We start from the raw sequence: 19,784 nt of genomic DNA on the forward strand, positions 1-19,784 counted from the left end.
ACCAGTCATGGAGAGTGTATGAACCTGTCCGAACTAAAACGTAAAAGCATGCCCGAGTTGATGGAACTCGCGAGCGAGTACAAAACTGAAAACCCAGGTAACATGCGCAAGCAGGAGCTCATATTTGCGCTTCTGCAGAGCTGCGCATCCCAGAACGGATCCATATACGGCGAGGGCGTTCTTGAGATTCTCCCTGATGGTTTCGGCTTCTTGCGCTCGCCAATGTACAGCTACATGCCCGGCCCCGACGATATATATGTCTCCCCCTCTCAAATCAGACGCTTCGGTCTGCGCACAGGTGATGTAGTATCGGGCCAGATTCGTCCTCCCAAGGAGGGCGAGCGCTATTTCGCCTTGCTGCGTGTGGAAGAGATTGACTTCGCCAAGCCCGAGGAAACCAAGCAAGTCGTACTTTTCGACAACCTCACCCCACTCTATCCCAACAAGCGTTACGGCATGGAAAATGGGGACAAGAACTACTCGTCCAGGATCATTGACATCCTGGCGCCCATCGGCCGCGGGCAGCGCGGCTTGATCGTCGCCCCGCCGCGCACCGGCAAGACCATGCTGCTGCAGACCATCGCCAATTCCCTCAATGCCAACCATCCGGACGTTTACCTCATCGTGTTGCTGATCGACGAGCGGCCCGAAGAAGTCACGGACATGGAACGTTCGGTCAGGGCCGAAGTGGTCAGCTCCACTTTCGACGAACCACCCCACAGGCACGTACAGGTGGCCGAGATGGTCCTGGAAAAGGCCAAGCGCCTGGTTGAACGCAAACGCGACGTGGTTATCCTGTTGGATTCCATCACTCGCCTCGGCCGGGCCTACAACGCCGTGACCCCTTCTTCGGGACGCGTGCTTTCGGGCGGTCTGGACGCCAATGCCCTGCAAAGGCCCAAGAGATTCTTCGGCGCCGCACGCAATATCGAAGAAGGCGGCAGCCTGACCATCATCGCCACAGCTCTTATAGATACCGGCTCGCGCATGGATGAAGTCATCTTCGAGGAATTCAAGGGCACCGGCAATATGGAGATCTACTTGGACCGCCACCTGTCCGAGAAGCGCGTTTATCCCGCCATCGACATCAACCGTTCCGGTACGCGCAAAGAGGAACTGCTCTTGCCCGAAGAGGTGCTTAACCGCGTCTGGATTCTGCGCAAGGTGCTCGCGCCCATGAACCAGATCGACAGCATGGAATTCCTGCTCGATAAGATGCGGGGGACAAAGAATAATAACGAATTCATGAACATCATGAACAAATAGAACCCGGATCTAGCCTTCCGGATCTGCCTTGGATCCGGAAGGCGCCTGACCTGCCGCCTTATTGCGCCTCATGCTGTTTCTGGTATCCTGCCGTTGAGGAATGTCACCATGATCCCGCAAGCCAGTTCATCGAGCGGGGTAATCGCTCGCCAAATCACCGTTATCGTCCTGACGGCAATTCTCATCGCTGGAACGGCCTTGCCCGGAATGGCACAGTTGTTCGGCGGTTTTGATGTCAAAAAAGAGCGCGAACTTGGAGATCAATTCGACCACCTCGTGCGCTCCAGGATGGCCGTTGTCGAGGACCCTGAAATAGTAGGCTATATCACCACCCTGGTGAGTGACATAGCTCGGCAGATGCCGCCTCAGCCTTGGCCCATCAAGGTCGGCGTACTTCGGCAGAACGCCCTCAACGCCTTTGCCGGCCCCGCGGGCCACATGTTCGTATTCACGGGCCTTATCGCCAACATGGAAAACGAGGACGAGTTGGCCGCTGTCATCGCCCATGAACTTGCGCACGTATCCCAACGTCACATCGCCCAAAAAATTGAAAAAGCTCAGCTGGTCGGTTTGGCCGCAATGCTGGGTACGCTGGCCGGCGTCTTTCTAGGTAGTGAAGGCGGCCAGGCCTTGGCTTATGGGTCCCAAGCCGCCAGCCAGGCGGCCATGCTCAATTACAGCCGCGAGGACGAACGCGAGGCGGATGACGTTGGTTTTCAATACCTCAGTGCTGCCGGTTACAGCCCACAGGGCATGGTCAGATCCTTCGAGATCCTCAAGCGCAAGCAGTGGATCATGGGCTCGAGCTTCCCTGGTTACCTGAGCACCCACCCCGCGCTTACCGAACGCATCGGCTATCTGGAAGACCGTATCGCCACGCTCAAGGGTAAGCCTCTCCCCAAAACGGATAACAGCCGTTTTCTGCGCATAAGAACCCTGGTGCGGGCGGGGCTTATGGACGAGCAGATATCCCTGGCCTTTTATGACGGCGAACAGGCGGGCAAATCCTGTCTGGACAAGTTGGGACGCGGAATTGCCCTGGGCCGGCTCAACCGCGTTGCCGAGGCGCGCCAATCCTTCGAGCAGGCCCTTGCATGCGGCGGCGATGATTCGCTCATCCTGCGCGAGGCTGGCCGCTTCCTGTTCGGCGTGGGCGATTTCGACGCCTCGGCCAAGTACCTCCAGAAAGTCATCCTGCTCCATCCAAGCGACATGGTCGCCACGTTCTTTTATGCGCGCATCCTGGCCGAAAAGGGCGATTTGCGCCATGGTATCGAATACCTGGAGCGAGTCTCCACCTCTCTGCCCGAGGACAGTGAAGTCCGTCTGACTCTGGGACGCATGTACGGTCAGGCTGGGGACTACTTCAAGGCCCACCTGAACCTGGCCTACGGCGCCCTATACTCCAATAACGCCGACCAGGCCAAATTCCACCAGGATAAAGCCCGCGCTCTTGCTTCCAGCGAGAGCGACCGCCGCGAATTGGACCTGTTCGAGGCCAGCCTCAAGCAACGCTCGCGTTTCTGGTAAGCGACTTGGGCAGCATTGCCGGCACCGGCCTGATTCCGGCTTCACATCCACCCCACTATAAGCATGAACACAGACAGCATCGTTTGCGCCTCTCAATTGGACAACGGCATCCGCGTGGTGACCGAGCGCATTCCAGCTACGCGCTCGGCAAGCCTGGGAATCTGGATCGAAGCCGGCTCCCTGGATGAACAACCGAATCAAGAAGGCATAGCCCACTTCTGGGAGCACATGGCTTTCAAAGGCACGCTCACCCGAACGGCCTTGGATATAGCCAAAGATCTCGATCGCCTGGGTGGTTTTTCCAACGCCTTTACCGGTCGCGAGCATACCTGCTTCCATGCCCGCATGGTGGATACCGGCTTGGCGGACGCCATGGATATCCTCTCGGACATCGTGTTGCGCCCGCGGCTGGATCCAAGCGATATTCTTCTGGAGCAGGACGTCGTGCTCCAGGAGATAGCCATGGTCAACGACACGCCCGAGGATTATCTTTTCGAGCACTTCTGGTCCGTGTACTGGACCGAGCCGGCCATGGCTCACTCGATTCTGGGCAATGACAACACGGTTCAAGGCTTTGTTCCCACCATGCTGGACGCTTGGCGACAGGAACATTACAAGCCGGGCAGGATGCTTGTGGCAGCCGCGGGTGCCGTGGATCACGAGAAGTTGGTGAATCTTGCCTCGCGCACATTCGGCTCGTTGCCTCCAGCGAGCGATGCGCGGCAACAAAGCTTATCCGGCGTGCAGTCGCGCCGCCAAGCCATCGACCGGGACATGGAGCAGACGCACGTCCTGTTCGGCTTCCCCGGCGTAGCCCTGACAGACGAGCGCCGCTTCGCCCTCGCCTATCTTAACAGCCTTCTGGGCGGTCAGATGTCCTCGCGGCTGTTCCAGGAAGTGCGCGAGCGGCGAGGTTTGGCCTACTCCGTGTACTCCTCGCACCAGGCGCTGGCGAACCAGGGCGTACTGCAGGTCTATGCCGCGACCCAGCCTGGAAAATGCCGCGAGATGCTCTCAGTCATCCTGCAGGAGTTGCACGAACTGGCTCAGGGAAAGGTGGATGAAGCCGAAATAGCCCATTGCCGAGACCACTTGCTCGGAATGCTCTACCTGGGTACCGAATCCTCCGAGGACCGCATGTTGCGTTTGGCTAAAAACCATTTCCTGTTCGGCAGACATGTGCCCGTGGAAGAAACCGCGGCTGAACTGAACGCAGTGAACCTGGACGACATACGCGCCGTGGCCCGGGATTTCCTTGCCCCGGACCAGGCCTGCCTGTGCATCTTGGGGCCGGATGTGGACGAATCCCTCTGGAAGGGCTTATGGGACTGATTTGCGGTGTTTCTCCACAAGCAAAGGAAGATCACATGCACGCAACGACCATTCTCGCCGTCCTGGATGACCGCGGGGTAGCCATGGCCGGCGACGGCCAGGTCACCCTGGGCCAGCAGACGGTTATGAAGCATACGGCCCGCAAAGTACGCCGCATCTACAAAGAAAGCATTCTCGTGGGCTTCGCCGGTTCCACGGCCGACGCCTTCACCTTGCTGGAGCGTTTCGAAGCCAAGCTAGAGCAATTCAAGGGCAACCTTCCACGAGCCAGCGTCGAGTTGGCCAAGGAATGGCGCACGGATAAGTATCTGCGACGCTTGGAAGCCATGCTGCTAGCCAGCGACGGCACGCAGATCCTGCTCCTGTCGGGCAACGGCGATGTCATTGAGCCCGACGACGGCATGGCGGCCATTGGCTCGGGCGGCTCCTACGCCCTGGCCGCAGCCCGCGCGCTCAAGCGCCACACCGGCATGGCAGCCCGCGAGATCTGCGAGAGATCCATGGCCATTGCCGCGGAGATCTGCGTGTTTACCAACGACAAACTGGTCGTGGAGACCATCGATAAGGGGTAATTGACATGCCGCTCCCAGCCGTTGCCCCCAAGTCCCTAACTTCCGCAAGCAATCTCACGCCACGCGAGATTGTTTCCGAGCTGGACCGCTACATAGTAAGCCAGAAGGACGCCAAGCGCATGGTGGCGATTGCCATGCGCAACCGTTGGCGTCGGCAACAGCTCGACCCGGCCCTGCGCGACGAGATAGCTCCCAAGAACATCATCATGATGGGCCCCACCGGCGTGGGTAAAACTGAAATCGCCCGCAGGCTGGCCAAACTGGCCGGCTCGCCATTCCATAAAGTCGAAGCCACGAAATTCACGGAGGTCGGCTACGTGGGACGCGACGTCGAATCCATGATCCGCGAGCTCATGGACATCGGCGTGAGCCTGGTCAAGGAAGAGGAGCTTGCCAGGGTGCGTGTGCAGGCCGAAAAGCGTGCCGAGGAAGCCCTCCTGGACCTGCTGCTTCCCGGACCGAGCCAACCCAACGTGTTCGCCGCCGCACCAGGCGGGGAAACCGCAGGGCCGGACAAGGATTCAACAAGGGAGAAGCTGCGCACGCTTTGGCGTCAGGGCCAGCTCGACGAACGCGAAGTTGAGATGCAGGTCACGGCCAAGACCGGGCCGCAGATCGAGGTCATGTCCATCCCCGGCATGGAGGAGATGGGCTCCCAGTTTCGTGACATGTTCAGCAAGGTTTTTCCTTCCAAGAAGAAAACGCGCAAAATCAAGATCAAGGACGCCCACGGCCTGCTTGTGCAGGAAGAGAGCGACAAGCTCGTGGACATGGACAAGGTCGTGGAGCAGGCCAAGGAGCGCGTGGAGCAGACCGGCATCCTGTTTATCGACGAGATCGACAAAATTTGCGGTTCCGATGCTCGCCGAGGCGGGCCCGACGTGTCTCGCGAGGGCGTGCAGCGGGATCTGCTGCCTGTTGTGGAAGGCAGTACCGTGAATACCAAGTACGGCATGGTCAAGACCGACCACATTCTGTTCATTGCCGCCGGTGCCTTCCACATCTCCAAGCCCTCGGACCTCATTCCCGAGCTGCAGGGCCGCTTTCCTTTACGCGTGGAACTCAAGGATCTGGGACAGGAAGAATTCTATCGCATCCTGACCGAGCCTGCCAACGCCCTGACCAAGCAATACAGTGCCCTACTGAGCACCGAAGATATCGAATTGAGCTTTGGAGATGATGCGCTGCGCGAGATCGCTGCCTTTGCCGAACAGATCAACCAGGAAACCGAGAATATCGGCGCGCGCAGGCTATACACCATCATGGAGCGCATCCTGTCGGATCTTTCCTTCGAAGCGCCCGACCGACCGGGCCAGAAGGTCGCCGTGGACCGTGTATACGTGCGCGAACACCTCAAGGACGTGCAACAGGATCACGACCTGTCGCGCTACATCCTCTAACCCGTGCTGCAACCCGAACGCGAGAACACCCCATGTCCGAACTGACAAGCAAGACCTGCGCAAGCGCAGACTCCATGCACGAGGCAGCTCTTAAGGCCAAGGTCGTCCTGGAGGCCCTACCCTACATTCGCCAGTTTCACGGCCAGACCATCGTCATCAAGTACGGCGGTCACGCCATGGTGGACGAAACGCTCAAGCGCCAATTCGCCCTGAACGTCATCCTGCTCAAATACATCGGGCTAAACCCGGTCATAGTGCACGGCGGTGGGCCGCAAATCGGCGACATGCTCAAGAAGCTGAACATCGTCAGCCAGTTTCGCGACGGGCTGCGCATAACCGACGAAGCCACCATGGACGTGGTGGAGATGGTCCTGGTGGGCAAGGTCAACAAGCAGATCGTCAACCAGCTCAATCTGCAAGGGGCCAAGGCTGTTGGTCTGTCGGGCAAGGATGGACAGCTTATCAAGGCTCGCAAGCTGGAGATGGTCCTGGAACGCAAGGACATGCCGCCGGAGATCATCGACCTGGGCAAGGTGGGCGAGGTGCTGGAAATCAACACCAAACTCATCGCGTCCCTGGAGCGCGAAGGCTTCATCCCGGTCATCGCACCCGTAGGCGTGGATGACGAAGGCGAGACCTACAATATCAACGCCGACTCCGTGGCCGGCGCCGTGGCCGGCGCTCTCAAGGCCAAGAGGCTCATCCTGCTCACGGATGTGGCCGGCATCCTGGACAAGGACAAGCGGCTCATTTCTTCCATGAACGAGCGCCAGGCCATGCAGGCCATCGAAAACGGCACGGTCACCGGCGGCATGATCCCCAAGATCAAATGCTGCCTGGAGGCCATCCACTCCGGCGTGGAGAAAGCCCACATCCTGGACGGCAGGTTGGAGAATTCGCTTGTGCTGGAGCTGTTCACCATGGGCGGCATCGGCTCGGAGATCGTTGCCGGCTAGGGGCTCATAAGAATCTACGAGTTCAACTTTTTTGAAATCCCGGTTCGGCGTGTTCGGACCGGGATTTCTTGCGCGTGTGGCCAAGCACCATGGTTGCGGCCACGATGAGCAGAGTGCCCAGCATGCTCCAGACATCGGGCAAATCGCCGAAGATCAGACCACTCCAGACAGCGGCAAGCGGAATCTGAAAATACGTGGCGGCTGAAGCCCGCCCTGCGGGTTCAAGGGAATAGCCTTTGGTCATGAATACCTGCGCCGCCTGGGTCGCCAGGCCAATACCGAGCAGAAGCAACCACTCCCGGCTGCTTGGCCATATCCATGTCGCGGCAGCAGGTACACCGGAGCAGCAGAAGGCCACTCCCGACAGATAGAGTACTTGAGTCAAGGGTTGCTCGGTGGCTCCGAGCTTGCGTACCAGAATATACGTGCAGCCGGCCATGAATGCTCCACCAAGGGCTGCCAGCGTACCCAGGACATCCAAGGCCTGGCCGTGGCCGAAGAGAAAAGGCGGCTTGGCGATGAGCAGCGCGCCGCCCAAACCAGCCAGAACGCACAACACGCTGTCTCGATTCAGGCGTTCTCCGAGAAACACTGCCGCCAGAACAGCCACGAACACGGGATTGAGAAAGAAGAGCACCGTGGCCTCGCCCAAAGGCAAGCGCATGTAGCCATAAAAAGACATGGCCATGGCCGAGAACCCGAACAGGCCTCGGGCCAGCAGCAGTCCTCGCCTGTTTCCCGGCGACCTGATCCCGGCCCGGTGCAGCAGCCAGAGGGTGAACACCAAGCCAAAGGCCGCGCGCACCCAGACGACCTCCATAAACGGCAATCTTGCGCCGGCAAGCTTGGTGAATGCGCTGCCGATGCTGAACCAAAAGGCCGCGATGATCATGCAGCGTATGCCGGGCGAGAGAGATCCAAATGCCACAAGAGCGATCTGCATGCATCAACAAGCGGTCTGCGCTGTACGAGTCACGCAGACTTTGTCCTCATCATCCCTCTCCCGGACCAGCACGTTGACATGATCCGTAAGCTCCGTATCGATCTTCATGCCTATGTAATCTGGTTGGATAGGCAGTTCGCGATGGCCGCGATCCACCAGGCACATGAGTTCCACGCGCTTGGGGCGACCGTAGTCCAGAATGGCTTCAAGGGCGGCGCGCACTGTGCGCCCGGTGAACAGCACGTCGTCCACCAGGATGATCTTGTGCCTGGTGATTTCGAAAGGAATCTCGGTGCAGTTGATGAGTGGCTGGACCGTCAGGTCGCTCCAGTCGTCGCGATAGAGATTGATATCCAGCTTGCCAAGGGGGATGCGCCGGCCAAGCCGTTCATCAAGAATGGCCTTGAGTCGCTCGGCCAAATCCGCCCCGCGGCGCTGAATGCCGATGATAGCCAAATCCTCGCACTCGCCATGCCTGGTCAGAACCTGTGCGGCCAGAGCTTCCATAAGCCGGGATATCTCTTCCGCTGAAATGATCATGCTCGCCTTGTCCATGAGAACTCCTGTGCGCTGGCTGTAGCAGTCACTATAGCGGATCACGCCGTGATATGGCAAACCCCGGCCGTGATCGGAAACACGGGGTGAGTTTGCGAGTCGTCGGCACAATCCAACATTCAAGTGCTTTCGTTTCATTTCAATCAGTTAAACTTTGCCTTGTCTGCATTATTTATCAATTAATATAATTCACAATGTGCTGACGCACCCTATTTTACAATAATTTATCCTTTACAGATAATCTTGAATGCAATCAATGCGGCTCAGGCTTATATCAAGCTCTCACATAGGACTTGAGCGCAATTTGACAGGCATTAAATGGCAGAGTATTTGATTTGAATTCAATGGAGCAGGAGGATGTGCATGGTCGAACTGACCGAGTCCGCCAGGGCTCAGCTACAGAAATACTTTGAAGATAGACGGATCTCGGCTATTCGGATCTATCTTGCCTCGGGAGGCTGAGCGGGGCCACGATTGTCAATGGCTCTGGATGAGCCAAACGATACCGACGAGACTATCGATGCCCAAGGGTTCACCTTTGTCGTGGAGCGGGAGTTGTACACCCGAGCCAAACCCATCAAGGTGGATATGACTTATTTGGGCTTTCATATTACCTCGGCCATGCCCTTGAGCGACAAAGGCGGATGCGGCGGAACTTGCAGTTGTTGAAACTGCCCATCGACTTGCTTCCAGGCTAATCGACACTTTCCCTTAATAATGGCAAACCCCGCCTGGCATCGCCTAGCGGGGTTTGTTTTATTCGCTACTGCGAGGGCTAGCTGCACAGGTCAGCTCCTACTCGTCGGCAGCCTCGTAGATGCCGCTCTTGCCGCCGCTTTTGTACAGGAGCTTCACGCCCTCGATAATCATGTCCTTCTGCACAGCCTTACACATGTCGTAGATCGTCAGTGCGGCGATATTGGCGGCAGTCAGCGCCTCCATCTCCACTCCGGTCTGCGAGGTAGTGCGCGCCTCGGCGCGGATGACAATGCGCGAGCTCGCCTCGTCAACTTCGAAAACAACATCTACAAAGGACAAAGGAAGCGGATGACAGAGGGGGATGAGCTGATGAGTGGATTTGGCGGCCAATATGCCGGCGATCTTGGCCGTTGACAGGGCATCGCCCTTGGGCAGGGCCTTGTCGCGCAGGAGTGCCAGGGTTTCGGGCGCCATGCGCACAACGGCCTGGGCCACGGCCACGCGCCGGGTCGCATCCTTGTGGCCCACGTCCACCATACGGGAATTGCCATGCTCGTCGATATGGGAGAGCGTGCGACTCATAGCCCAGCCTCCTGGCTGTAAGGGTGAAACAAAAAAGGGGAAGCTTCGCCCCCCCTTGGATTCTGTGTTGGCAGTACCTACTCGCCTGTAGCTACCTTCTTGGCCTTATCGAAAAAGCGCTTGACTTTCTTGAGGGGCTTCTCTTCCTCCAGGCGGGCGAACTCGCGCAGGAGGTCCTCCTGCTTCTTGGACAAGTTGGTGGGAGTCTTGACGATGACCTCCACCAGCAGGTCGCCCCTGCGGGTGCCGCCAGGTTGCGGCAGGCCCAAACCGGCGAGCTGAAAAACCCGGCCGCTCTGCGTGCCTTTGGGAATCTCCATGCTGACCGGCTCATCCAGGGTCTCCACCTCGATCTTGTCGCCAAGGGTGGCCTGAACCATGCCGATCTCCTTGGTCACGACGAGTTCCTGGCCCTGACGACGGAAGATCTTGTCCGGCTGCACGGAGATGACCACATACAGGTCGCCCGGAGGGCCGCCGTAACCACCCGCCTCGCCTTCTCCGCGCAGGCGCAGGCGGCTGCCGTCATCCACGCCTGCCGGCACGCGCACCTTGATCTCCCGCTCACGCACCACCCGTCCGCGGCCCCGACATTCGGAGCAAGGCGAGCGAATGATCCTGCCTTCGCCGCGGCAGACCGGGCACGTAATGGCCACCCGGAAAAATCCTTGGGCTTGGTAGACCTGGCCCGCGCCCTGGCACTGCTGGCAAGTTTCCGCCGAAGTGCCGGGTGATGCTCCGCTTCCGTCGCACTCGGGGCAAACTTCCTGTTTGGGCAGGCGCAGGGTAACTTCTGTACCCTTGGCCGCTTCACGGAAATTGATGGTCAGGTTGTAACGCAGGTCCGCGCCGGCGTGTGGCCGGGGACCACGGCGGCCAGCGCCGCCGAAGCCGAAAAATTCGCTGAAGATGTCGCCGAACGCTCCGAAGATGTCCTCGGGGCTGGAGAAACCTTGCGAACCAAACTCCCCCATGCCTTCGTGGCCGAAGCGGTCATAGCGTGTCCGCTTATCCTGATCACGCAAGACCTCGTAAGCTTCCGCTGCTTCCTTGAATTTGCTTTCGGCTTCGGGATCATCCGGATTTTGATCCGGATGGTACTTGAAGGCCAGCTTGCGATAAGCCCGCTTGATCTCATCCTCGCCGGCGCTACGCTCCACGCCGAGGATTTCGTAGTAATCTCGCTTTGGTGCCATGTCTAACTATTGCTGTTCAATGAAAACGCCGGCCTCTTCGATGGACTCGGCAGGCTTGACCTTGCCTGCGGCGATTTCGCGCAGGGAAGTGACGACTTCCTTGTTGTCGGACTGCACGAGGGGCCTGTAGCCCTCGCGGTACTGCTTGATGCGCTTGATGGACATCTGCACGATGAGAAACCGGTTGTCCACTTGCTCAAGGCAATCTTCAACGGTAATGCGAGCCATATAGCACTCCTACGAGCGTATGCTGATGTGTCATGGTTGGCGCCAGCCGAGGCTTGGCCTTTGATGAAAGGCTGCCGACTCCTTGCAGGCGCTTGTCAATAATCATGCCCGGAGTACGCAGCTCCGCCGTCATGAAAAGAATGATTGCTACTGCATGCGTAAGCTCAGGTCAAGGGTTGGCATCCAGGCTGCCACGCGCCCGGCTAGCTGTCGGAATGGCCAAGGCCGCATCAATGTATTTTCTCAGTTCTTCCGGGCTTAGGCCGGGGATGAGAATGGCCTCCTTGGGGCATGTGGCTTGGCACACACCGCAGCCTCGGCAGGCCTCGCCATCGAGAAGGGCTATACGCCGGCCGGGACGTTTGGGACTGGCACCCAAGGCAAGTGCCCCCACAGGGCAGACATCCACACAGAAGGCGCAGCCATCGCACCTGTCATCGCGCACAAGCGCTTTGGCCTGCTCGCCAGGAAAAGCCTTGTTGATGAAGGCCATGTTCGGTACTCCTTGCGGCTCGTTGCTGTTGGCTCCCATTGTAAGACCAAATGAAAAAAAGAAAAGCACCGGGCGATCCAGGACATCCAGCGCCCGGCGGAGGCGCCAGATGAAACGCTGGGGCAAGCTGAATTACGCCCAAAAGACTTGCGTCGCCAGGGCTGGAATGCTCATGCAGCAGACGCACATGCTATCGCCGGGAGCTCGCATAGGAGTGGCAGTATCCGGCGGAGTGGATTCATTTGTCATGATCCAGACTCTACTCATCCGTAAAAGCATCGTGCCCTTCCCCATTGAGCTCATGGTATTCCATATCAATCCTGGTTTCGATAGCACAAATCATGTGCCGGTAGCCGATTGGTGCCAGGACAATGGCCTGGCGGCCCACTTCGAGGTTACGAACTTCGGACCACGGGCCTTCAGTGAAGAAAACAGGGAAAAGTCTGCATGCTTCTTTTGCAGCATGCACCGCAGAAGACGTCTGTTTGAGCTTTGCCGAAACTATAATGTCACGCATCTTGCATTAGGACATACCAAAGACGATTTGGTCACGACCTTCTTCATGAACATGATGCAAGGGGGAAAGGTCGATGGCTTGCACAGCCGTGATGAATACTTCGGGGGTGAGCTGATGCTAATCCGACCGATGCTGCTCATCGAAAAGGACATGATCCGCCGGGCGGCCAAGGCTTGGAGACTGCCGATCGTAACCAACCCGTGTCCGGCAAGCGAGAACAGCAGAAGATCTCAGATCGGTGGATGGCTCTCGGAATTGTGGAGTCATTCACCTGAAATCAAGAGGAATGTGCATAATGCCATCGGCAAGTGGCAGCTTGACTTGGATAAATCCCTATCTTAAACGACTTGGGCTAAATCCTTAAATCAAGTCGTCAGCTCTGAACCGGCAAGCCAAGGACGCAAGAGCCATGCTACTGCGGAAATTCCATATCGTTGTATTCAAAGACAGCAGCGGCCAATGCTATAAGCTCCGCTTGCATGGCTGGATGGTCTTTTCTCTTCTCCTGCTGCTTGCCGGCCTTATAGGCGGTAACGTCTATTTATGGCGTTATTTCCATGAGTATGGCGTCGTGGAAGGACGGCTGGGTATAGCTGAAAAGACGGTTCAAGAGCAGAAGACGCAGATGCTCAGTTTGGCCAGCAAGATGAAGAACCTGGAGAAGGACCTTTATCGCGTGCGGGACTTCGATTCCAAACTGCGCATCATGATCAACTTGGATCACCAGCAGGCCCAATTGCCTACGCCCGTGGGCGGTCCAGAGACCCGCGATTTCTCCAAGAACTACCTGACCATGTACCGGCAGGAGCTTCTCGCGCGCAAGATGCACAATTTCCTGTACCAGCTCTCCACCGACGCCAGGCTGGAGGAGGCCCGCCAGCAGGAACTTATCCAGACCTTGCGTGAGCGCGAGGATATGCTTGCCGCAACGCCGTCAATATGGCCCGTCGAAGGCTGGATATCCTCATCCTTCGGCTACCGGACCTCGCCCTTCACAGGCAAGCGCGAGTTCCACAAAGGCTTGGATATCAGCTGCCCGCTCGGCACCCCCATCTACTCCCCGGCAAAGGGCGTTGTAGTCAACGCAGGCCGTCGCGGAGCCTACGGCTTGCGAGTGTCCATCGACCATGGCGCAGGCACCATCACCCGTTACGGCCACATGCACCGCATTTCGGTCAAACCCGGTCAGACCGTGACTCGCGGTGAGCTTGTCGGCTACGTGGGCACCACAGGCCGCAGCACGGGCCCGCACCTGCACTATGAAGTGCGCCTGAACGGCTTACCCGTGGATCCCATGCGCTACATCTTGAATTAAAACAGTCCGTTCATAAAATGCATGAGATCCGGGAAGGGCAAAGCCCTTCCCGGATCTCATGCATTTTGCTCGAGCTAGTCCCAACCGATTCATTGTCCTCCCATCCGCGCTCTTAGCTGGCCGTTGACGGCCAGTGCCTCTTGATATCTTTAACCTGCCCAACTTACTTGGCGGCATGCGGCCCTAGCGACCATTCTCGGCAAACGGCATGGCCCCGACGTTCAATCCCATAATTGGTCGGAGCGAAACAGGCCTTAACCTGAACTCCTCCTGCTGGTGCTTCTTGCCGTAACCCAACCAACCTCTTTTCGTCGTTGGATATTTTCTCCTTTTATGCCACTATCCCGCCAAACAGGCATAGAGCTTCCCGCAGCTAAGGAGGAAAAACATGCCGACCTCAAGGCCCGGCGGCGAGATACGCCGGCAGATGCTTGCCAGCATGATCTTAGTGCGTGCCTTCGAGAACCGCTTGTCCAAGTTGGTCGCCGACAAGGAAGACGTCCTTGGCATGCAGATCCTGGCCACAGGCCAAGAGGCCGCGTCCGTGGCATCCGTACAGGCCCTGACACCCGAGGACGTCATCGTCTCCAACCATCGCAGCCATGGCCATCTCCTCGCGCGCAACGCAGACATCAAGACGATCATGGCCGAGATCATGGGCAAGGCGACAGGCGTGAACAAGGGCAAATCCGGCACCCTGCACCTCATCGTGCCCGAGGTGAACGCACTCATGACCAGCACCGTGGTCGGCGCAGGACCGTCCATGGCCGCCGGAGCAGCTTTCGCCCAACAGTACCGGGACGAGCGAGCCATCACGGCCGTTTTCTTCGGCGACGGCGCGGCGGCCGAGGGCAACGTGCACGAGGCCATGAACTTGGCCGGCGTATGGAAGCTCCCGCTGCTCTTCATATGTGAAAACAACTGCTGGGCCGGGGCCCAGGCCCTCAAGGAGCACTGCGCGGTAGGCAATATCGCCGTGCGCGCGAGCTCCTATGGCATGCCCGGCAAGCTGGTGGACGGCAATGACGCCGACGAGGTGCACTCCGCAGTTTCCGAGCTGGCCGAGCACTGCCGCAGCGGCAAAGGCCCTGCCCTGCTGGAGGCCTATACCTACCGCATGCGCGGCCACGGCGAGCATGACCATCAGCATTATGTGGACAAGGAAGAGCTGGAGTTGTGGGCCGCCAAGGACCCCATACGCATATATCGCGCGCGCTTGGTCCAGGAAGGTTTGCTGACCGAGGAAGACGTTCGTGGCATGGAGCGGGACGCCTCCGCCCGCGTGGAAGAGGCTGTGCGCTTCGCCGCCGAGAGCCCGTTCCCCGCGCCCGAGGCGGCTGTGGAGGATGTTTGGGTTCAAAGCCCCTGGGCTGGGCGCTAAAGGAGGTCGCATATGCTTGAAATGCATACCGGAGTCGCGGTCCGCGAAGCCCTGACCTTGGCAATGGAGCAGGACGAGCGCATTTTCATAGCCGGCGAAGGCGTGGGCGTGTCCATACACGACAGCCCGCTTATGCCCACGTATGGACTATTACAGAAATTCGGACCCAGGCGGGTCAAGGATACGCCCGTGAGCGAGGCGGCCATTGCCGGCCTGGCCGTAGGCGCGGCGAATCTTGGCCTGCTGCCTGTGGTCGAGATCATGTTCTTCCCCTTCATCACTCTAGCCTCGGACATGCTCGTGAACCACGCCGCCAAGCTGCGCTACCTAAGCGGCGGCAAGAGCAGCTTCCCGCTCACGGTGCGCGTCAAGACTGGCATCGGCTTCCAGGCCGGCTGTCAGCACTGTCACCCGCTGGAGGCCTGGATGGCGCACATTCCAGGCCTGAAGGTCGTGTACGCCTCCACTCCCGCCGACGCCAAGGGGCTGCTCCTGTCGGCCATTTTCGATCCGGACCCGGTCATCGTTATCGAGGAAATGGGCCTGTACTGGATGAAAGGCGACGTGCCCGAGGGCGACGTGCGAGTGCCGCTCGGCAAGGCGCGGCTGGTCAAGCCGGGAAGAGACGTGACAATCGTGGCCTACGGCAGCGCTGTGTACACGGCGCTGCAGGCCGCGGGGCAGCTTGAGGCCGAAGGTATCTCGGCGGAAGTCATCGATCTGCGCAGCCTTGTGCCGCTGGACAAGCAGGCGGTGCTTGAGTCCGTGAAAAAGACGGGCCGATTTGTGACCGTGCACGACGCCAACAAGTTTTGCGGATTCGGCGCGGAGCTGGCGGCCATGGTCGCGGAAGAGGCCTTCGATAGCCTGAAAGCTCCGGTGCGCAGAGTCGCCGCGCCCGAGGCGCCCGTGCCTTTTTGCCCGCCGCAGGAGAAGTTCTATAAGCCTGATGCGGGAAAAGTGAACGCAGCGGTGAAGGGAATTATGAAATGATGGAACACTGGGGAGGGCGCAAGCTCTCCCCAGCATCACTCCAGCGGTTGCCCATTCAGCTGCCCTGAAGAGCAACTCGGCCAAGGTGATGGTATCCGGATCGGAGCAATATCTTGTGGGGGCTATGATAATGGGGCAGAGTTTAAGCAAAATAGAAAAAGTGTATGATACAGTAGCAAAAGAATATGCCGAGACGTTCTTTTATGAGCACGAAAAGAAACCTAAAGACCAGGACATACTTTGCAGGTTCTCACAAGAAATTGGAAACAGAAGACCTGTTTGGGATTTCGGTTGTGGTCCCGGTCATACTGCAAGCTACCTGACAAAGCTTGGACTTGAAACTTCGGGATTGGATCTGTCAGAAAAAATACTGGAGCAAGCCAGAGCAATTCATCCGGCGATGCACTTTAGAAGAGGAAACATCCTAGAGCTCGAATTCGAAGACAACTTAATAGCTGGCATTGTGTCTTTCTACTCCATAGTTCACTTCACAGAAGATCAGGTTAAACTGGCTTTCCGGGAAGCATTTCGCGTATTACAACCTGGCGGCATATTTCTTTTTACCTTTCACATTGGTGAGAACACAATCCACCTGGATCAATTTCTGAATAAAGAAATCGATGTAGATTTCATGTTTTTTACTAATGATTTCATATGGAAAAGCCTCAAGGACAGTGGCTTTGCAAAGATAGAGATGATCGCGAGAGAACCATATCCCGCAGTGGAGTACCAAAGCCGAAGATCGTATGTTTTCGCAATAAAACCTGTCGCTCGAAAATCGCCCTGACAAGGCGCTGAAACGGATGCCATCGTAGGGGCCGGATTACCAGCATCGTGGCCAGTCTCGCCCCTTCGTCCTTGCTGGCCGAGCGGTCTGAGCACGCCCCTGGAGGACCGTCGCCCTGATGCCGGCAGTTTGTAGCGGTCGGGAGCATCTTGGCCGAGGTCATCGATCTCCTCCAACTCACCATGGGCAGCCCGAACGAACCGCGTCCAAAGTTAATAATTGTCATGAAGCTATGCTTTTGTATTTACAAGGCATGCAAACGGTCCTTAAGCCAATCACGTGTAATCAGTGTGCCCACTGGACTCCCGTGAACTGGTCTCTTGGGCACTGCAGTCATCAGTGTTGCCCCATGCCGGGCGTAGCCGGAGCCTGCTCGGCGTACAAGCCGTCTTCATTCAGGCGTCCCAACGAAGGTAAGCGCCCGTAACGATCTCCCAGCCCACCCTCTGCAATTACCTGATCGAACAGCACCGGATTCAGATTCCGGTGCGCCAGGTTCCCGGCCCGCGCTCAAAGTGCTCGTGGGTCACGGACGTGCCCTGCCGCCTGCGCACTTACCCATGTCGCACTCGTACCGGTGCCGTTCAATCTCGGCTCCTTACTTGCGGCACATACATAGCCAACGCAAGGTGTTGTCCATGCGCGTATGTCTCGTCCACGACCACGCCTCGGCACGACCGGCCCGAGTGCCGCGACTGGCAAAGATTGCATAAGAAGGCTAGATAAACCATCTTTGGATTACGGTGGTGGATCGAAACGGCCGAAAAGTCGCCCTGATGAAAGTCAAATGGCCGAGGTTTAGAGCATTTTGCTTTTGAAAATGCTCTGCAAGCCATGCGTCGGCATGGCTTGCCGCCGCGTAGGCGTAGGCGCAATTCACTTGCGCCGTCAACGCCGGAGCGGGCGTCTTAAAAGCAATCTGCTCTAAAAAGCGCTCATTCGGGCCAAGCGCACCTGGGTCTATGCCAAGTACTGCACGCGAAAAGAGTGCAACGCCTTAAGAGAACCGGATAAAAACTGGGCAGAAGGCTTGTCTTTGTACGGGAGGCAAGCCGGCGCCGCCTTGGAAATGATGCAGGAGCATGTGAAACCGTACAGGTGTTATTCAAGGCCAACGAAGGATATGAAAGTGGCATTCGACAATCGCAAACGTGATGATTGCAAGCCTGGGCGGCGCGTTCAGATCATCCTCAAGCAGGACCAAAGGACTGGCAAGACCGTGGCTGGAATAATCGGCCAGGTGCTGACTAGTTCGCCCTACCACTCCCGAGGTATCAAGGTCCGCCTCACTGATGGAAGAGTTGGGCGCGTTGCGCATTTCGAGGAAGATGATGCTGCGAAAAGCCACTCTTCATAAGGGTGGCAAAACGGCCAAGAGCCGCTATTTCAGTTCTTCAATAGCATATCCGCTCCTGCCTGGCCATTTGCAGGGCTAATACAGCTCTGCCTGACTGAAAGCGTGAGGCCTATGCAACGAGGATTTGGGCCGATTTACCAGGATTTGCATTGCAAAATCCACCTGGAGACAGCCCCCCTACTTCTCATTCCATGCGGCAGGCTAACGGTGCAGGCCCAGGAAAGATTCCGCACCGCTTGCAGCAGGAAGAAAGTTCCCGTGGAAGCCGAATGGAATATGATGCGGTACTTCCGCGCGCGTCAGCTCCTCCCAGTTCGAGGCGTCCAGGACGAGCAGGAAAGATCGGCCCACTTGTACATTTAGGACCACCGAAAGAATCAGTCCATCGTCCTCTTCCCGTGCATCTGGAGCGGCAACAAACACCGGCTCACCAGGATAGCACCCTGCCTCGCACCAGGTCCGAACGGCACCCACATGGAGATCGATCTTTACGAGATTATCCATGAAGTCCGCCTTGCCGCCACTCACCGCATTGCCCGCGCCAAAGACAAAGCGGTACGGCTGTCCCGTCCGATGTCGGTAGTTGATCCGAGGCAGTTCCAGACGAGCTTCCGACAGCAACTGCTCGCTAACCTCCCCCCGGCCGCGAGAGTTTATGCGAAAGCGCGTGAGCTTCCCCGTCGCTATCACGGGTTCGTCGGATTGCAGGTGCCGGAGATACAGATGGTCGATGATCGTTGGGTCCGGGTAGGTTACGATGTCGACGACGATGGTGTCGTCCTCTTCGAAAGCATTCACGTGGTGAAAGGCGAAACATGTGTCGCCGCGGGTCTCCTTGACCACCCGCCCCGTCTCCTTGTCCACAACGTGGAACCGTACGCCACGCTCAGGCTTCCACTGGTAGTTGCGGATGAACGGCTTACCACTGAACCGTAGCCGTAGCGGGTTTACCACGAGCGGGAACTCCGTAAGCACAAGGTAATGCTCGGTCATCGCGAACGAGTGCATGTACGCTGGTCGCTCCACGGGAATCTTCGTCAGCACCTTCTGTTGCCGTGTCTTGGCCTCAATGCTGAAGATGCGGTAGGTGCTCTGTTGGCCGAAGTCGAGCATGTAGCTGTAGTGGCAGCCGCGCTGAAAGTCGAAGTGAGGATGGGCGATGGAGATCGGCCCAGGAAGGCGGTCTCCGGGGCCATCGTCATAGTCATAGATGCCGAGCGTTTCCAGCGTCATTGGGTCGAATTGGACCGGAAGGCGGGTCTCGGTGAAGGCAACAATCTTGTCGGCGAGCTTATTGATACTGACGTTGCAGTTGTCCGTCAGCTTTGGAGCGAAGAAGGCCGCCACGCGTTCAAAGAGCGTTCGACTCGGATTGGTTGCGAACTCGCCCCGGCTGATCCTGCCCTTCTTCATCGCCTCCAGATATGATTGACTCTGAAGGAAGCGATTGGCGTAGGAAACACGACCGTCGGCGAATGTGAATGAGTGGAGCATGGCAAGGCCGTCGAACCAGTGGTTGTAGCTCTGGTTGCCGACCTCGAATCTGGCTGGGGCCGTTCGCATGAGAATACCGCTAAGCCAGGAGGGCAGTATGCCCTGGATCGGCAAGTCCTCCACTCTGGTCTCTCGGTCAAGCGTCGTGAATCCGAGGTGGTAGGGTGATTGGTTCATTATTACCCCGG

The 19,784-nt window shown here is 57.9% G+C and carries 20 protein-coding genes; 13 read left to right on the forward strand and 7 right to left on the reverse strand.

The features are described 5' to 3' along the window. Window positions 1-18 precede the first annotated feature (18 nt). The 6 genes from rho (at window position 19) to argB (ending at window position 7,056) form a co-directional block, all read left to right on the forward strand. The gene (rho, locus tag H585_RS0106960) at window positions 19-1,266 is read left to right on the forward strand and encodes a transcription termination factor Rho (RefSeq protein WP_005983131.1); all 1,248 of its coding nucleotides are present in this window, start codon (window positions 19-21) and stop codon (window positions 1,264-1,266) included. 108 nt (window positions 1,267-1,374) lie between these two features. Beyond that, the gene (locus H585_RS0106965; RefSeq protein WP_027367295.1) at window positions 1,375-2,796 is read left to right on the forward strand and encodes a beta-barrel assembly-enhancing protease; all 1,422 of its coding nucleotides are present in this window, start codon (window positions 1,375-1,377) and stop codon (window positions 2,794-2,796) included. A gap of 57 nt (window positions 2,797-2,853) precedes the next feature. Continuing rightward, a complete protein-coding gene (locus H585_RS0106970; RefSeq protein ID WP_027367296.1) occupies window positions 2,854-4,128 on the forward strand; it encodes a M16 family metallopeptidase in 1,275 nt (424 codons plus the stop codon). A gap of 35 nt (window positions 4,129-4,163) precedes the next feature. Continuing rightward, window positions 4,164-4,700, forward strand: a complete 537-nt coding sequence (gene hslV, locus H585_RS0106975; protein WP_014260694.1) for an ATP-dependent protease subunit HslV — start codon at window positions 4,164-4,166, stop codon at window positions 4,698-4,700. 5 nt (window positions 4,701-4,705) lie between these two features. Further along, window positions 4,706-6,100, forward strand: a complete 1,395-nt coding sequence (gene hslU / locus H585_RS0106980; protein ID WP_051182979.1) for an ATP-dependent protease ATPase subunit HslU — start codon at window positions 4,706-4,708, stop codon at window positions 6,098-6,100. A gap of 74 nt (window positions 6,101-6,174) precedes the next feature. After that, window positions 6,175-7,056, forward strand: a complete 882-nt coding sequence (gene argB / locus H585_RS0106985) for an acetylglutamate kinase (RefSeq protein WP_027367298.1) — start codon at window positions 6,175-6,177, stop codon at window positions 7,054-7,056. Between the two features lie 22 nt (window positions 7,057-7,078). On the opposite strand, the gene H585_RS0106990 is transcribed toward argB, so the two are convergent. Continuing rightward, window positions 7,079-7,999: a DMT family transporter gene (locus H585_RS0106990; protein WP_027367299.1), complete on the reverse strand. Its 921-nt coding sequence runs from the start codon at window positions 7,997-7,999 to the stop codon at window positions 7,079-7,081. A 3-nt stretch (window positions 8,000-8,002) separates the two neighbouring features. Then, complete coding sequence (gene pyrR / locus H585_RS0106995; RefSeq protein ID WP_027367300.1) at window positions 8,003-8,554, reverse strand: bifunctional pyr operon transcriptional regulator/uracil phosphoribosyltransferase PyrR; 552 nt, start codon at window positions 8,552-8,554, stop codon at window positions 8,003-8,005. 363 nt (window positions 8,555-8,917) lie between these two features. Here pyrR and H585_RS23640 point away from each other — a divergent pair, with 363 nt between their 5' ends. Beyond that, on the forward strand, window positions 8,918-9,223 hold the full coding sequence (locus H585_RS23640) for an IscA/HesB family protein (protein ID WP_081678599.1): 306 nt from the start codon (window positions 8,918-8,920) through the stop codon (window positions 9,221-9,223). A 126-nt stretch (window positions 9,224-9,349) separates the two neighbouring features. Here the strand turns inward: H585_RS23640 and moaC are convergent, their stop codons facing one another. The 4 genes from moaC to H585_RS0107025 all read right to left on the reverse strand — a co-directional run bounded on the left by moaC (window position 9,350) and on the right by H585_RS0107025 (window position 11,752). Continuing rightward, the gene (gene moaC, locus H585_RS0107010) at window positions 9,350-9,835 is read right to left on the reverse strand and encodes a cyclic pyranopterin monophosphate synthase MoaC (RefSeq protein ID WP_027367303.1); all 486 of its coding nucleotides are present in this window, start codon (window positions 9,833-9,835) and stop codon (window positions 9,350-9,352) included. A gap of 77 nt (window positions 9,836-9,912) precedes the next feature. Beyond that, window positions 9,913-11,031 (reverse strand): molecular chaperone DnaJ, encoded by a 1,119-nt coding sequence (gene dnaJ / locus H585_RS0107015; protein ID WP_014260687.1) that lies wholly within the window; start codon window positions 11,029-11,031, stop codon window positions 9,913-9,915. 6 nt (window positions 11,032-11,037) lie between these two features. Further along, the gene (gene rpoZ, locus H585_RS0107020; protein WP_005983104.1) at window positions 11,038-11,259 is read right to left on the reverse strand and encodes a DNA-directed RNA polymerase subunit omega; all 222 of its coding nucleotides are present in this window, start codon (window positions 11,257-11,259) and stop codon (window positions 11,038-11,040) included. A gap of 169 nt (window positions 11,260-11,428) precedes the next feature. After that, window positions 11,429-11,752, reverse strand: coding sequence for a 4Fe-4S dicluster domain-containing protein (locus H585_RS0107025; protein WP_027367304.1), 324 nt, complete (start codon window positions 11,750-11,752; stop codon window positions 11,429-11,431). Window positions 11,753-11,861: 109 nt separating this feature from the next. Here H585_RS0107025 and H585_RS0107030 point away from each other — a divergent pair, with 109 nt between their 5' ends. The 6 genes from H585_RS0107030 (at window position 11,862) to H585_RS0107055 (ending at window position 18,102) form a co-directional block, all read left to right on the forward strand. After that, a complete protein-coding gene (locus H585_RS0107030) occupies window positions 11,862-12,611 on the forward strand; it encodes a tRNA lysidine(34) synthetase (RefSeq protein WP_027367305.1) in 750 nt (249 codons plus the stop codon). Window positions 12,612-12,678: 67 nt separating this feature from the next. Next, window positions 12,679-13,584, forward strand: coding sequence for a M23 family metallopeptidase (locus H585_RS0107035; RefSeq protein WP_014260685.1), 906 nt, complete (start codon window positions 12,679-12,681; stop codon window positions 13,582-13,584). A gap of 388 nt (window positions 13,585-13,972) precedes the next feature. Beyond that, window positions 13,973-14,965, forward strand: a complete 993-nt coding sequence (locus H585_RS0107040; protein WP_027367306.1) for a thiamine pyrophosphate-dependent dehydrogenase E1 component subunit alpha — start codon at window positions 13,973-13,975, stop codon at window positions 14,963-14,965. A gap of 12 nt (window positions 14,966-14,977) precedes the next feature. After that, on the forward strand, window positions 14,978-15,958 hold the full coding sequence (locus tag H585_RS0107045; RefSeq protein ID WP_027367307.1) for an alpha-ketoacid dehydrogenase subunit beta: 981 nt from the start codon (window positions 14,978-14,980) through the stop codon (window positions 15,956-15,958). 124 nt (window positions 15,959-16,082) lie between these two features. Beyond that, window positions 16,083-16,745: a class I SAM-dependent methyltransferase gene (locus H585_RS0107050; protein WP_027367308.1), complete on the forward strand. Its 663-nt coding sequence runs from the start codon at window positions 16,083-16,085 to the stop codon at window positions 16,743-16,745. Window positions 16,746-17,868: 1,123 nt separating this feature from the next. Then, window positions 17,869-18,102, forward strand: coding sequence for a YwbE family protein (locus H585_RS0107055; protein WP_027367309.1), 234 nt, complete (start codon window positions 17,869-17,871; stop codon window positions 18,100-18,102). Between the two features lie 201 nt (window positions 18,103-18,303). On the opposite strand, the gene H585_RS0107060 is transcribed toward H585_RS0107055, so the two are convergent. After that, window positions 18,304-19,773 (reverse strand): carotenoid oxygenase family protein, encoded by a 1,470-nt coding sequence (locus tag H585_RS0107060; protein ID WP_027367310.1) that lies wholly within the window; start codon window positions 19,771-19,773, stop codon window positions 18,304-18,306. Window positions 19,774-19,784: the final 11 nt, after the last annotated feature.

Origin of the sequence: Desulfocurvibacter africanus subsp. africanus DSM 2603 (assembly GCF_000422545.1) — a bacterium.
Taxonomy (GTDB): Bacteria; Desulfobacterota; Desulfovibrionia; order Desulfovibrionales; family Desulfovibrionaceae; genus Desulfocurvibacter; species Desulfocurvibacter africanus.

Excerpts from the sequence above, each read along its gene's own strand:
- rho (WP_005983131.1), top strand. The coding sequence starts at position 19 with ATGAACCTGTCCGAACTAAAACGTAAAAGCATGCCCGAGTTGATGGAA.
- H585_RS0106965 (WP_027367295.1), top strand. The coding sequence starts at position 1,375 with ATGATCCCGCAAGCCAGTTCATCGAGCGGGGTAATCGCTCGCCAAATC.
- hslV (WP_014260694.1), top strand. The coding sequence starts at position 4,164 with ATGCACGCAACGACCATTCTCGCCGTCCTGGATGACCGCGGGGTAGCC.
- hslU (WP_051182979.1), top strand. The coding sequence starts at position 4,706 with ATGCCGCTCCCAGCCGTTGCCCCCAAGTCCCTAACTTCCGCAAGCAAT.
- argB (WP_027367298.1), top strand. The coding sequence starts at position 6,175 with ATGCACGAGGCAGCTCTTAAGGCCAAGGTCGTCCTGGAGGCCCTACCC.
- H585_RS0106990 (WP_027367299.1), bottom strand. The coding sequence starts at position 7,999 with ATGCAGATCGCTCTTGTGGCATTTGGATCTCTCTCGCCCGGCATACGC.
- pyrR (WP_027367300.1), bottom strand. The coding sequence starts at position 8,554 with ATGGACAAGGCGAGCATGATCATTTCAGCGGAAGAGATATCCCGGCTT.
- moaC (WP_027367303.1), bottom strand. The coding sequence starts at position 9,835 with ATGAGTCGCACGCTCTCCCATATCGACGAGCATGGCAATTCCCGTATG.
- dnaJ (WP_014260687.1), bottom strand. The coding sequence starts at position 11,031 with ATGGCACCAAAGCGAGATTACTACGAAATCCTCGGCGTGGAGCGTAGC.
- rpoZ (WP_005983104.1), bottom strand. The coding sequence starts at position 11,259 with ATGGCTCGCATTACCGTTGAAGATTGCCTTGAGCAAGTGGACAACCGG.
- H585_RS0107025 (WP_027367304.1), bottom strand. The coding sequence starts at position 11,752 with ATGGCCTTCATCAACAAGGCTTTTCCTGGCGAGCAGGCCAAAGCGCTT.
- H585_RS0107030 (WP_027367305.1), top strand. The coding sequence starts at position 11,862 with ATGAAACGCTGGGGCAAGCTGAATTACGCCCAAAAGACTTGCGTCGCC.
- H585_RS0107035 (WP_014260685.1), top strand. The coding sequence starts at position 12,679 with ATGCTACTGCGGAAATTCCATATCGTTGTATTCAAAGACAGCAGCGGC.
- H585_RS0107040 (WP_027367306.1), top strand. The coding sequence starts at position 13,973 with ATGCCGACCTCAAGGCCCGGCGGCGAGATACGCCGGCAGATGCTTGCC.
- H585_RS0107045 (WP_027367307.1), top strand. The coding sequence starts at position 14,978 with ATGCTTGAAATGCATACCGGAGTCGCGGTCCGCGAAGCCCTGACCTTG.
- H585_RS0107050 (WP_027367308.1), top strand. The coding sequence starts at position 16,083 with ATGATAATGGGGCAGAGTTTAAGCAAAATAGAAAAAGTGTATGATACA.
- H585_RS0107055 (WP_027367309.1), top strand. The coding sequence starts at position 17,869 with ATGAAAGTGGCATTCGACAATCGCAAACGTGATGATTGCAAGCCTGGG.
- H585_RS0107060 (WP_027367310.1), bottom strand. The coding sequence starts at position 19,773 with ATGAACCAATCACCCTACCACCTCGGATTCACGACGCTTGACCGAGAG.